This is a genomic window from Bradyrhizobium sp. CCBAU 051011 (assembly GCF_009930815.1).
GTDB lineage: Bacteria > Pseudomonadota > Alphaproteobacteria > Rhizobiales > Xanthobacteraceae > Bradyrhizobium.
Genome location: NZ_CP022222.1, coordinates 5,040,312 through 5,053,218, shown reverse-complemented (window position 1 = coordinate 5,053,218; position 12,907 = coordinate 5,040,312). Strand labels below are relative to the sequence as shown.

Annotated in this window: 11 protein-coding genes; 8 read left to right on the top strand and 3 right to left on the bottom strand. The window is 60.0% G+C overall.

What is annotated here, in order from left to right:
- Positions 1–170 precede the first annotated feature (170 nt).
- The 8 genes from ACH79_RS23505 to ACH79_RS23470 all read left to right on the top strand — a co-directional run bounded on the left by ACH79_RS23505 (position 171) and on the right by ACH79_RS23470 (position 8,659).
- Positions 171–1,184 carry a tripartite tricarboxylate transporter substrate binding protein gene (locus tag ACH79_RS23505; protein WP_161856514.1) on the top strand — a complete coding sequence of 338 codons (1,014 nt, stop codon included), beginning with the start codon at positions 171–173 and terminating at the stop codon, positions 1,182–1,184.
- A 78-nt stretch (positions 1,185–1,262) separates the two neighbouring features.
- Entirely contained in the window at positions 1,263–1,760 is a 498-nt protein-coding gene (locus ACH79_RS23500; RefSeq protein WP_161853133.1) for a tripartite tricarboxylate transporter TctB family protein, read from the top strand.
- 27 nt (positions 1,761–1,787) lie between these two features.
- Positions 1,788–3,305 (top strand): tripartite tricarboxylate transporter permease, encoded by a 1,518-nt coding sequence (locus tag ACH79_RS23495; RefSeq protein WP_161853132.1) that lies wholly within the window; start codon positions 1,788–1,790, stop codon positions 3,303–3,305.
- A gap of 311 nt (positions 3,306–3,616) precedes the next feature.
- Positions 3,617–4,909 carry an oxalate/formate MFS antiporter gene (oxlT, locus tag ACH79_RS23490; protein WP_161853131.1) on the top strand — a complete coding sequence of 431 codons (1,293 nt, stop codon included), beginning with the start codon at positions 3,617–3,619 and terminating at the stop codon, positions 4,907–4,909.
- Positions 4,910–5,170: 261 nt separating this feature from the next.
- On the top strand, positions 5,171–5,602 hold the full coding sequence (locus ACH79_RS23485) for a CBS domain-containing protein (RefSeq protein ID WP_161853130.1): 432 nt from the start codon (positions 5,171–5,173) through the stop codon (positions 5,600–5,602).
- A gap of 155 nt (positions 5,603–5,757) precedes the next feature.
- Positions 5,758–6,840, top strand: a complete 1,083-nt coding sequence (locus tag ACH79_RS23480) for a ketopantoate reductase family protein (RefSeq protein ID WP_161853129.1) — start codon at positions 5,758–5,760, stop codon at positions 6,838–6,840.
- A gap of 412 nt (positions 6,841–7,252) precedes the next feature.
- Positions 7,253–7,681: a hypothetical protein gene (locus tag ACH79_RS44110; protein ID WP_246738081.1), complete on the top strand. Its 429-nt coding sequence runs from the start codon at positions 7,253–7,255 to the stop codon at positions 7,679–7,681.
- Positions 7,682–7,882: 201 nt separating this feature from the next.
- Positions 7,883–8,659 carry a response regulator transcription factor gene (locus ACH79_RS23470; protein ID WP_161853128.1) on the top strand — a complete coding sequence of 259 codons (777 nt, stop codon included), beginning with the start codon at positions 7,883–7,885 and terminating at the stop codon, positions 8,657–8,659.
- A 32-nt stretch (positions 8,660–8,691) separates the two neighbouring features.
- On the opposite strand, the gene ACH79_RS23465 is transcribed toward ACH79_RS23470, so the two are convergent.
- The 3 genes from ACH79_RS23465 to ACH79_RS23455 all read right to left on the bottom strand — a co-directional run bounded on the left by ACH79_RS23465 (position 8,692) and on the right by ACH79_RS23455 (position 12,670).
- Entirely contained in the window at positions 8,692–10,065 is a 1,374-nt protein-coding gene (locus ACH79_RS23465; RefSeq protein ID WP_161856512.1) for an HlyD family type I secretion periplasmic adaptor subunit, read from the bottom strand.
- A 176-nt stretch (positions 10,066–10,241) separates the two neighbouring features.
- Positions 10,242–12,008: a type I secretion system permease/ATPase gene (locus tag ACH79_RS23460; RefSeq protein WP_371419468.1), complete on the bottom strand. Its 1,767-nt coding sequence runs from the start codon at positions 12,006–12,008 to the stop codon at positions 10,242–10,244.
- Positions 12,009–12,157: 149 nt separating this feature from the next.
- Positions 12,158–12,670, bottom strand: a complete 513-nt coding sequence (locus ACH79_RS23455) for a hypothetical protein (RefSeq protein WP_161853126.1) — start codon at positions 12,668–12,670, stop codon at positions 12,158–12,160.
- Between the last annotated feature and the right edge of the window lie 237 nt (positions 12,671–12,907).

Sequence of the window (12,907 nt, the reverse complement as noted above, 5' to 3'; positions counted from 1 at the left end):
CGGATGCCGCCCTGGACGGCCCCTCCTACAATTCGAGCTTGAAATCCTTGCATGGAAGGAACCGTTGCGGTGTGACGGCCTTGAGTGCGAGAAGTCCGCATGGGCATTGGAATGAAATGACCAAGCCGGCAACAGACCGGCATAATGACAATTGGATGGGAGTGAAACAAATGAAACATGCTGCACATACTGCGTTGGGGGCACTTGCTAAGTTGTGCGCCGTCGGGCTGTCGGTTCCTGCGTCAGCCGCATGGGAGCCGGTGCGGCCCGTCGAATTCATCGTTCCTGCCGGCACCGGGGGCGGCGCCGATCAAATGGCGCGGACGATCCAGGGCATCGTCACCAAGCATAATCTGATGAAACAGCCTTTGGTTGTCATCAACAAATCGGGCGGCGCCGGCGGCGAAGGCTTCCTCGACCTCAAGGGTTCGGGCGGCAATCCGCACAAGATCATCATCACACTCTCCAACCTCTTCACCACTCCGCTCGCGACGGGCATTCCATTCAACTGGAAGGATCTCACGCCGGTAGCCATGCTGGCGCTCGACGAGTTCGTACTGTGGGTGAATGCGGACAAGCCCTACAAGACCGCGAAAGATTACATCGATGCGGTGAAAGCTGCGCCCGCGGGCAGCATGAAGATGGGCGGCACGGGCTCGAAGCAGGAAGACCAGATCATTACGGTCGCGGTCGAGAAAGCCACCGGCAGCAAGTTCACTTACATCCCCTACAAGGGCGGCGGCGAAGTCGCCGTCCAGCTCGTCGGCAACCACGTCGATTCGACCGTCAACAATCCAATCGAGGCGGTCGCGCAATGGCGCGGGGGCAAGCTGCGGCCGCTCTGCGTATTCGACAAACAGCCGATGGCCTATGACGAGCAGGTCGCGGACGGCAAGAGCTGGAAGGATATTCCGACCTGCAAGTCGCAGGGCCTCGACATGGAATACCTGATGCTGCGCGGCATCTTCATGTCGCCCAGGGCGACCAAGGATCAGATCGAATATTACGTCGAGCTGTTCAAGAAGATTCGCGCCACGCCAGAGTGGCAGGACTTCATGAAGAGTGGCGCGTTCAACACGACCTTCCTGACCGGGGCCGATTACGCCAAGTGGGTCGAAGTCGAAGAGAAACGTCACGAGGCGCTGATGAAGGACGCCGGCTTCCTCGCGGCCGCAGGAAACTGACGAACGATTGACCCACGACGGATCGTAACCCCGACGCCGGGCCTTTAGGCCACAGGCCCGGTTTCGCATGGAGTTTTGATGACCACAGGCAGCTCAAGCAACACCGGCCCCACCCACAAATTGGTGGAGGCAGGAATCACGCTGTTGATCGCCCTCTTCGGCGTGATCGTTATCGCCGGCAGCCTGAAGGCAGGCATCAACTGGGGTGCGGAAGGCCCGCGCGCCGGGTTCTTTCCGTTCTACATCGGAATCTTCATCGTCGCTTCGAGCGCGATAAATCTGTGGAACGGACTGCGCGACGACAATGACGGGCTGTTCGCCGAATGGGGACAGCTTCGCCAGGTCCTGAGCGTGGTCATCCCTACAGCGATCTATGTCGGGTCCATGCCGTTCACCGGGCTGTACCTCGCCTCGATCATCTTCATCGCATGGTTCATGCGATGGCTGGGCAAATACCCCTGGCTGACCGTGCTGGCGGTCTCGCTCGGCATGCCAATCATCACTTACTTCATTTTCGAGCGCTGGTTCATGGTCCCGCTTCCCAAGGGGCCGGTTGAAGAGTGGCTTGGTCTGTAATTACTCGCACCGGCAGGGATCACGGGGATGGAAGAACTCGTCAATCTTTTTCACGGCTTTGCAGTAGCGCTGCAGCCTTTCAATATCATGGTGATGGTCGTCGGCATCGTGCTCGGCGTCCTGATCGGCGTTCTTCCCGGATTGGGCGGCGCCAATGGCGTGGCGATCCTGTTGCCGCTGACTTTCAGCATGTCGCCGACGTCAGCCATCATCATGCTCTCATGTATCTATTGGGGCGCGTTGTTTGGCGGCGCGATCACCTCAATTCTGTTCAACATACCTGGTGAGCCATGGTCGGTCGCGACGACGTTCGACGGCTATCCGATGGCGCAGAAAGGCAAGGCCGGCGAAGCGCTGACGGCGGCCTTCACCTCATCGTTCGTGGGCGCCCTGTTCGCCGTTGTCATGATCACGCTGGTCGCGCCGCTGGTTGCCAGCTTTGCCCTGCAATTCGGGCCTGCCGAGAAATTCGCGGTCTATTTTCTGGCGTTCTGCAGCTTTGTCGGGCTCAGCAAGGAGCCGCCGTTCAAGACCATTGCGGCCATGATGATCGGATTTGCGCTTGCCGCCGTCGGTCTCGATTCCATCACCGGGCAGTTGCGGCTGACGTTCGGCGTCACCCATCTGCTTAACGGCTTCGACTTCCTCATCGCCGTCATCGGGCTGTTCGGCATCGGCGAGATCCTGCTGACGATGGAGGAAGGGCTCGCCTTCCGCGGCGGCACCGCCAAGATCAATCTGCGGGTGGTGCTGCAGACCTGGAAAGAGCTGCCGGCCTACTGGATCACCTCGCTGCGCTCCTGCCTGATCGGTTGCTGGATGGGCATCACGCCGGCCGGCGCAACGCCCGCATCCTTCATGAGCTACGGCATCGCAAAGCGCATGGCCAAGAAGGGCAACAATTTCGGCAAGGGAGAAATCGAAGGCGTGGTCGCGCCGGAGACCGCAGCGCACGCTGCAGGCACCGCGGCTCTGTTGCCGATGCTTTCGCTCGGCGTGCCGGGTTCTCCGACGGCTGCGGTGTTGCTGGGCGGCCTCCTGATCTGGGGCCTGCAGCCCGGGCCGATGCTGTTTGTCGAGCAGAAGGAATTCGTCTGGGGTCTGATCGCCTCGATGTATCTCGGCAATCTCGTCGGCCTGATCGTCGTGTTGACCTGCGTGCCTGTCTTCGCGGCCATCCTGCGCGTCCCCTTCAGCATCATCGCGCCGCTCATCCTGGTGCTGTGCGCGATCGGCGCCTACTCGGTCCACAGCTCCACGTTCGACGTGGTGCTGATGCTGGTGTTCGGCGTGATCGGTTATCTCTTGAAGAAGTGCAATTATCCCCTCGCACCGCTGGTGCTGGCCATCGTGCTCGGTGACAAGGCGGAAGAGGCCTTCCGGCAGTCACTGCTGGGATCCCAGGGCTCGCTCGGCATCTTCTTCTCCAACACGCTGGTCAGTTCGATCATGATCCTCGGATTGATCGCGCTGTTCTGGTCGGTGATCCAGCAGGGCTACACGCGCCTGCGCGGCACGACCGCCTCAAGTAGTCAGGCGCTTTAAAGCACCTCAAACGGATGTTGATGGCCGGGGCGCACTGTCCCGGCCATCAACTTTTTTGACGCTGGGATATCAGGCTCAAGATCGTGCAAGCTCTGGCAATGCAGCGACGCGACCAGAGCTCATCGAACAATTTCTTTTTGTTTCAGCCCCTTAGCGCGCGGCTTGATCACCGCTGCTTTGATGACGCCTGTTGCACGGGCCACAGGAAATGCGACAATCTGGCAAGATTTCTCTTGTCTACTGGCATAACATATACCAATGTCCGCCCTCGGAGCTGTCGGGTAATTGATAGAACAGCCTATGGAGGGAAGATGACGGATACAGTGCACGGAGCAGCCTCCGTCGAGGCGGCTCGAGTCAGCGATGCCTATCGCTGGACGCAATTGGCCATCGGCGTCTTGGCGATGGTGATGATCGCCAATTACCAGTACGGTTGGACTTTCTTCGTCCCAGACATCCAGCAAAAATTCGGATGGGATCGCGCTTCGATCCAGTGGGCATTTACGCTGTTCGTGCTGTTCGAGACCTGGCTGGTGCCGGTCGAAGGATGGTTTGTCGATAAATACGGCCCGCGCCTCGTCGTCCTCATCGGCGGCATCCTCTGCGCCATTGGATGGGCCATCAATGCTCACGCCACCACGCTCAATGGCTACTATCTCGGCATGATCATCGCTGGCATCGGCGCCGGTGGCGTCTACGGCACCTGCGTCGGCAACGCGCTGAAATGGTTTCCCGACAAGCGCGGCCTCGCCGCCGGTATCACCGCGGCCGGCTTCGGCGCCGGCTCTGCGCTGACGGTCGCTCCGATCCAGGCGATGATCAAGGACTCCGGCTTCCAGACCACCTTCCTCTACTTCGGTCTCGGCCAAGGCCTGATCATCGTCATCCTCGCCTTCCTGATGTTCTCGCCGAAGGCCGGACAAGTGCCGACGGTGCAGAACACCAACGTGATTCAGACGCGCCGAAACTATCAGCCGACCGAAGTGATCCGTCAGCCGATCTTCTGGCTGATGTATTTCATGTTCGTGATCGTCGGCGCCGGCGGATTGATGGTCACCGCCAACCTCAAGCCGATCGCGGTGGACTGGAAGGTCGACAGCGTGCCGGTGACGTTGATGGCGGTGACGATGACGGCAGTGACGTTCGCGGCCACCATCGATCGCGTGCTCAACGGCCTCACCCGCCCCTTCTTCGGCTGGATCTCCGACATGATCGGCCGCGAGAACACCATGTTCATCGCGTTCGGCATGGAAGGCATCGGCATCTGGGGCCTCTATATGCTGGGCCACGATCCGGTGTGGTTCGTGCTGCTGTCGGGCTTCGTGTTCTTCGCCTGGGGTGAGATCTATTCGCTCTTCCCGTCGACCTGCACGGACACCTTCGGCTCGAAGTTCGCGGCCACCAATGCCGGCCTGCTCTACACGGCCAAAGGCACCGCCGCATTGCTGGTGCCGGTGGCCAACTACATGCAGCAGTCTTCGGGCACCTGGGACACCGTGTTCATCGTCGCTGCCGGCGCCAACATCCTGGCCTCGTTGCTGGCGATCGCGGTGCTCAAGCCGTGGCGCAAGAATGTGATCGCCAAATCGCAAGCGTCGGCCTGATCCAACAAGACCGATCACAACAGACGCGCTCACCCTCCGGGGTGGGCGCGTTTTCTTTTGGCCGCCTGGTATACCTGATGGCGTTTTTAACCGGACCTGGCCACTTCCCTCACCCCGAATATCGGCCACTCTCCTGCACAAACGTCAGTAATACTGCCTATTTACTGCGATTATCGCGAAGGATTTTCACTACCGCGCGTGTTGACAATTGGCATTATGTATACCAGAATTGCGCCTAATAATTCAGCCAAGGAGGTTGCCATGCTAGTCGGAGATATCCTGCGCAAGAAGACCGCCCGTGTCGCAACGGTTCGCATGAACGAGACCGTCGCCATTGCCGCGCAACTGATGCGCTCCAGCAATATCAGCGCGCTGGTCGTCAAGGATGTCGTCCGCACCGAAGGCAACACGGCGGTCGGCATGTTCACCGAGCGCGACGTGGTTCGCGCCATCGCCGCACACGGCGCGGCCGGCGTGAACATGCGCGTCTCGCAATTCATTTCGGTGCAGCAACTCGTCTCCTGCACCTCGACCGATACGCTCGAGCATGTCCGTCACCTCATGAGCAAGCATCACATCCGCCACGTGCCGGTGATCGACAATTACAGCCTGATCGGCGTCATCAGCATTCGCGATATCTTCAACGCGTTCGACGACGAAGCAACCCCCTTCAATCTTGCCGCGTCGGCCTGACCGGTCACTTCGAACTCTGCCGGCATTCCCTGGAGTTGCACTCCAGGGAGACGGTGTCGCACCGCAAAACTCGGCTTAACTCCTGTCGCTAAGCAGGCGCTCGCAAAATCTGCGCCGGAGTAGTGGCGCGCCGGAAATCATCTGTGGGAGGGCGCATGGCGCGTAACATTCTGATCCTTGGAGCCTCGTACGGCTCCTTGCTGGCGACAAAGCTTTTGATGGCGGGTCATAACGTGACCCTGGTTTGCCGGAAGCAGACGGCAGAACTCATCAATCGCGACGGCACCGAAGTTCGCATCAAGCTGCGGGACGAAGCGACCCACCGGCCGATCTTCTCGCGCGACCTGCCTGGGAATTTGGATGCGGCCGAACCTGCCGGCGTCGATCTCTCCCGCTATGATCTGGTTGGTCTTGCGATGCAGGAACCGCAATACGTCGACCATGCGATCCGGGCTCTGATGATTAAAATCGCCGAGGCGAAGCTGCCTTGCCTTTCGATCATGAACATGCCGCCCCTGCCCTATCTCAGACGGATTCCGGCGCTGGCGAACATGGAACTGGACGAGGCTTATACCAATGCCGCGGTATGGGATCGGTTCGAGCCGGGTCTGGTGTCGCTCTGCTCCCCTGATCCGCAGGCCTTCCGTCCACCGGAAGAGGCGGCGAATGTTCTTCATGTCGGCCTGCCGACAAACTTCAAGGCAGCGTCATTTGCGGATGAGAAACACAATTTGCTGCTTCGGGAGCTGGAAGCCGACATCGACGCGGTGAAGCTGGACGGTCAGGACGTTCCGGTAAAGCTCAAGGTGTTCGATTCGATGTTCGTCCCTCTGGCCAAATGGTCGATGCTGTTGACGGGCAACTACCGCTGCATCACACAGCATGAGCCGCAATCGATCCGCGACGCGGTGCACGGCGATATCAATCTCTCGCAGTCGATCTACGACCATGTCGATGCCATCGCCCAGCGTCTGGGCGCCGATCCCACGGATCAGGTACCCTTTGCGAAATACGCCAAGGCGGCGGAAAGCCTTCTCAAGCCCTCGTCGGCGGCCCGGGCGGTCGCTGGTGGCGCGCCTTGCATCGAGCGCGTCGACCTCTTGGTGAAGCTGATTTCGCATCAGCTTGGCGTACCCAATGCCGAAATCGACCGTACGGTCCAGATCGTCAATCAGAAACTGAATGAGAGCATCGAGGCGGAGAGCGCGCCGCGGGGCGCTCCAGTCGCCGTGACGTAGAGCCTCTCGGTTCTGATTGAATCGAAGGAACCAGGAGCGCCCTCCACCGTCGCAACGCCCATCCACCGCGAAACTGCGTTGTGTCGGAATTAACGATGCTCGATCTCGCCGCGGCGAAGAATGGGCGTTTAACAACCAGTTAAGACTTTTGCGCAAATGATAGACAACCAGCGCAACATTTCAGATCGCCGCAAGAACTGCGAGCGGACCTCAGGCCCCTTTTTGATGAGGGATTTGCATGAGAACGCTTTTCGTGGGTTTTCTGGCTGCGACCCTGGTTGGTTGTAGCTGTATTTTGCCGCCGCAAGTGAGCATGGACGCATGCACGGACCCAAACGGGTTCGGCTGTTTCAACGGAATTGCGGCTAGCGAGCCGAGTGAACCGAAGCCGGCATCGTCCAGGACCAACTCCGTGAAAGCAGCGAAGTCCACGATCGCGGCGAAGACGGAAAAGCCGTCGATTGCCCACGTCCGCGACAGGCCCCCACTCGCCGAGAAAAAGGCGAAGTCCACCATGATCGAAGCGAAAGTCGAGGCTCCGGCATCTGGTCGGCCCGCTGAGACGTCCGATCCGGTCATTATCAAGGCGAAGACCACGATTGCTGCGAAGTTGGAGGACCCGACATCTGCCGAGTTCGGTGAGATGAAACGGGCCATCCGCAAAAATACACTCGGGCAGTCCGTCGACACCATTTGCGGCCGTGTCAAAGGAAAAAACGTGGCGGGCGAAGATACTGGAGATAGGCCGTTTCTATATCTCGTGACAGAAGATGAAGCATACGTCGTCGATGGCCCCGCGAAGTCGGCGGTGGCGAGCGCGTATCGCAATATTTGCAGCTAACTTGGAACAACAGAACCGCTGCCAAGATCTATTGCAACGGACCAGAAGGTCCCTGACGACGTTCCTGCGAACGAACTCGAAGTTCGGTAGCAACGTCGTGATAAGCAGCAACTAGCTGCAGAGTGTGTGGGGCAGACTTGCTCCATGGAAAATGGAAATCAAAACTGGAGTGATCGGCGTTTCTCTGAACTCGGGGATATCATGGACGATTTTACTAATCTCGCGGAACTGGCCCAGGGATCGCAAACCTCGCCGGTGATCGTGATCATCGAGCAGCATGTGCTGGCGCGTACGTGCATCCTCAACATCCTCAAGAGAGAGCTCGCCGGATTCGAGATCGTCGAGATGGCAACGACGAGTGGCCTGAACTGGCTATCAGGCCGAGATATCCGCTTGATTGCACTGAATATCGGGGACAAGCAGATCACTGATCCTTCGATCGAGGATAGCCTCGCCCGCCTCGCAGAATCCTATCCAAAAGCGTCCCTTGCCGTGTTGTCAAATCGCGACGACGAAGCGACCGCTTCAGCCGCGATGCAACGGGGAGTGCGTGGCTTCTTTCCGAGATCGATCCCGATCGAAGTCGCTATCGCCGGACTCCGCCTTGTTCTTGCCGGTGGCGTCTACCGACCGCTACCAATCGTCGCGCAGGATGGGTCGTCGAGCCCCAAGGCGATATCGGAATGCCCCGAAGCGCCCGGGCCACTCGGAGCTTACGGGAGTAACGGCGCCACCAGGATTGTGCCGGAGCAGGCGATGGGTGACCTGACGCCACGCGAGCAACATGTGCTCGAGGCGCTGCAACTCGGCCTTCCCAACAAGTTGATTGCCGTCAGGCTCAACCTTTCGGAAAACACCGTAAAGATGCATATTCAACGCATCATGCGAAAATGCTCTGCGCACAATCGTACCGAGGCGGTCGTTCGCTGGAGCCGAGCCAACGGTCACGCGCAGCCCTCACGCGTGCGGTCATCTTGAGAGCTGCATGAGCTCGCAGTTCGGGTCGCAGCCTAGTCCTCGCGGAACGCGCCGTGGAAGCTGTCGAGCAGCGGCCTGAGAGCATAAAGCGCCACGGTACCGTGGCCTGTCTTGATGAATACCTGGGCCGGCATTCCCGGAACAATCTGGACACCATCGGTCCCGGTGCTTGCGGGATACTGCACCCGGATCTTCGTTGCGTAGTAGGGCTGATCGGTGCGCTTGTCGACCAGACGGTCGGCAGAAACGTGCGTCACAGTGCCATTGAGCCGTGGTACGCGGCGTTGATTATAGGGCAGAAGATTTACATCGGCACTCAGTCCGGGACGGACCACATCGATGTCCTCGGGCCTGACGCGCGCGATCACGATGAGCCGATCCTGCCGGGGAACGAGATCCATGAGAGCTGCCCCGGAGCCGATCACGCCGCCTGGCGTATGGATCTTCAGGTCGGTTACAACGCCATCCTCGGGCGCCTTGACCGCCGTTCGTGACAGCTGATCGTTGGCCGCCTGCAGTCGCTCGCGTAGCTGAAAAATCTGATTTTGCACCTCACGCAGAGACTGCGCGATCTCGTTATGGCGGTCGTTCTCCATCTTGAGCAGAACTGCATGCGATTCGTTGATGACCTGCTCGGCGCGTGATATCTGCGCGACAATTTCACCCCGTCGTCCCTCGATGTCGGCGACTTCCCGCTCAAGGTTCAGAAGCCTCGGGCGCCGCTCAAGTCCCTTGTTGACGAGCATGGCGACGGTTGCCGCTTCTTCGCGGACGATTTCGATGCGCCTCGACGCCGCGCTTTCCTGCGCCCTGAGGCCCTCGATCTCCTTTTCGACCTGCAACCTTTTCTCCCGGTTCACAGCCACTTGCGACTGAAAGACCTGCCGGCGCGTCTCGAAGATGGCTTGCTGACCAGCAAGGACATCCGCGACCGACTGACTGGCATTCTGCGCCGTCTCCAGCCTGGCCGGGAACGACACCCGCCAGTCGCCGTGCTGTTCCGCCTGCAGCCGTGCCTCTCGTGCCATCGCCTCCCACAACTGGCCTTGCAGGCTCTGGGCTTCGGCGCGGGCCTTGGTATCTTCCAGCGAGATCAGCGTTTGTCCGGCGCGGACCACGTCGCCATCCGCGACCAGAATTTCCCTGACGATGCCGCCCTCGAGATGTTGAATCGTCTTGCGGTTCGACTCGGATTCGACGGTGCCGACGGCGATCGCAGCGCTCTCGAGAGGCGCATAGGTTGACCAGATACCGAGGCCAACGACAAAGCCGAAAGCCAGCACGTTTCCTGTCCACGTGATACCGCGAAGCCTGTCGCGGAGCGCCGGCGGCGCCGATCTCAGCCACCGTGGGACCTTCCAAATCTCGGCGTGAGCGAATGCTGTCTTCAGACAATCCCGTCCCATTCGGGCAAAGTGGAAACGTTCGATGCGGATCCGGATGACACCGCGAAGCCGGTCGCAGGGCGCCAGAGCCGATCTCAACCACCGTTGAACCTTCCGAATGTCGAGGTGAGCAAATGAAATTCTCATGAGATCCCATTCCCCTCGGGCAAAGCGATCATGAGGATGTTTGCCGCGGATCACGGCAAGCTCGGCTGCGGCCAGGCGCCGACGCCGCCTTCGTATGTCTGGTCGGAGCGACCCGGTACCGGATCGCGCGAAGCGACCTGGGGCCGGGCCAGGCACCTCTCAAAAATCTCCCTGCTGTCGCCGAATGCGCTGACAGCACCATCCTGCATGATGGCAATCTTGTCCGTTGCGCCGAGGATCCCGATCCGGTGGGTGATGATGATGACAGTCGTATTGGCCGCCTTCATCCATTCAATAGCGTCGAAAAGCATGCGCTCGCCGAGCGCGTCGAGGCTGGAGTTAGGCTCGTCGAGAACTACGAGGTGCGGGTCGCCGAAAAACGCGCGTGCAAGACCGAGGCGCAGCCGAAACCCGCGCGGCAGATTGGCGCCTCCGCCAACAACGACCGTATCGTATGCCTGCGGCAGCCGGATGATCGTCTCGTGAATGCCGGCCAGCTTTGCTGCTTCAATGACCTTCTGCAAATCGGCGTCGTCCAGCCGTGCAATGATGTCCTTTACGGTTTCTCCGAAGAGATCGATATCCTGCGGCAGATATCCAAGCCGCCGGCCGCCGCCCAAATGGCGCACGGATGAAATGTCGATGCCATCGAGCAGCACCGAGCCTGCCGTTGGAGTGGAGATTCCGGCGATGATCTTGCCGAGCGTCGATTTGCCAGAACCCGATGGACCGATGATCCCAAGGCATTCACCTGGCGCGAGACGAAACGACACACCCTTCACGAACAGGTGGTGCGATCCAGGCAGGGCGGCGCCGATATTGTTGACGATGAGATCGCCCTTCGGTCTGTCCGGGAGAGCCCTGGCGCTCGCAGCCGGAGTGACCGCGGACATGACGTCGTTGAGCCGGCGATAAGCGGAAAGAGCCATCGCGAATGCCTTCCATCCCATGATCGCCCCTTCAATGGGCGGGAGCGCGCGTCCGAACAGCATGCTCGCGGCAAAAATGATGGCGGGACTTCTGCCCTGATCGAGAACGAGCCATGCGGCAGTGCCCATGATCACTACCTGCGTTAGCGCCCGCACCGGTTTGGAGATCAGCATGATGGTTTCGTTGCGGCGCTGAGCCACCTCTTGCTCGCTCCGCGCATCCTGCGCAGCCTGGCGGATCAGGCGCGCAGCGCCGTCGAGCATTCCCATGGCCCGGATCACGTGGAGGTTTCCGACGGCCGCGCCGAACCATCCCTGGCTCCTCGTCAGCGCAGCAGCCGATCGAGCCAGCGGGCCTTGTGTGAGCCGGTCTCCGGCAAGCCCTAGACCAAGCAGGGACAACGCGCTGAGTGTGCCGATTACGCCCAGCAAGGGATGCACGAGGAAGAGAACGCCGAGGAAGAGCGGCGTCCAGAGCGCGTCAAACAGCGTCGAGCAGGCTCCGGACTGAGCGAACTGACGCAGGGTCGCAAGATCGCGATAGGCTTCGGTTGCCCGCGCCCGATCGGCGTCATGGGCGTATGTGAAGCACGCGGAGAGCGCCGCCGGATGGAGCTCTTCTTCAAGCCACTCGCCCATCCGGCCCAATGCAGCGCGGCGCAGTGCATCGAGCACGCCGCCAACCACGACGGCAAACGCAACGATCAGCGTCAGCATCAGGAGCGTAGCGCCGCTGCGACTCGCCAGGACGCGATCATAGATCTGAAGCAGATAGATCGAAGGTGCGAGAAGAAGGAGATTGTAGCTGCAGCTATACGCGAAAACGAGCGCGAGCGACCCTGCGCAGGCCCGCAATGCCGCTTTCAACGGCGTCCGCGCTGGTGACATCGTTTGCAGGCGAAGCGGTGGCGTCAGCATTGCGTTCCCGCCAAAAATCTAAAGCCCGATCCTTACCGCCCCGTCGTCCGCCGACTTCGCTGGCGAAGTGAGAACCGGCAGCCCCCGCTGCCGGGTTCTCTGCCCCTCGGAAACGTCGATCAGCCGTGTCCCATGCCTGAATCGTCGATATAGTAGGTCTCGTGACTGTTGAGCGAGTCGTTCAGGATATTGACGTCAACGTCACCACCTTTCGCGTAGTTTTCGTCTCCGCCTTCGCCGCCGATGCCGGCCCACACGTTCTGACTCATGTCCACCTTGAGGTAGTTTTCCTGATAGGCCTTCGTGTTGGCATCCACGTCGGATTTGTTGTGGCCGCTGTCCGATTCCTGATCGCCATTCGATACGGCTTTTCCACCCTCCGCTTTCGAATCCTTCTCCGCCTTCGCATTCGCGCCCCCGGCGTCCCAATAGGCCTTCTGATAAACGTGGTCGCCGGTCTTGACGTCGACGTCGGCGCCATCAGCCTTGTTGTACGGGTTGAACTCGATACTGGGCTTGCTGGTGATGTCGCCCTTGTTGACGCCGTCTCCACCGTTGCCTGCGCTGTTGCCGCCGGTCGAAATCTTGAACGCGATCGTGTCGGAAGGAAACGATGCCTTTGCCTTTGCCATGTCAGTCTCCCTGAGCTGGTTTGCACACTGTACGTCCCAATGTGGACGGCACGAGTTTTGGATTTCGATTCGGGATTGGTCTAGCCACCAAAGCTGATGCCATCCTTTTGCGAACCGTGTACGCCCGAAGTGCTATCCTAATCGCCGCCGAGCCACGGTGAATTCCAATGCCGCCAGAAGTGTTTTTCAAGCGAAGCATGCCCCGGACCTGATCCGGGGGTGGAGACCGTTCGCGTC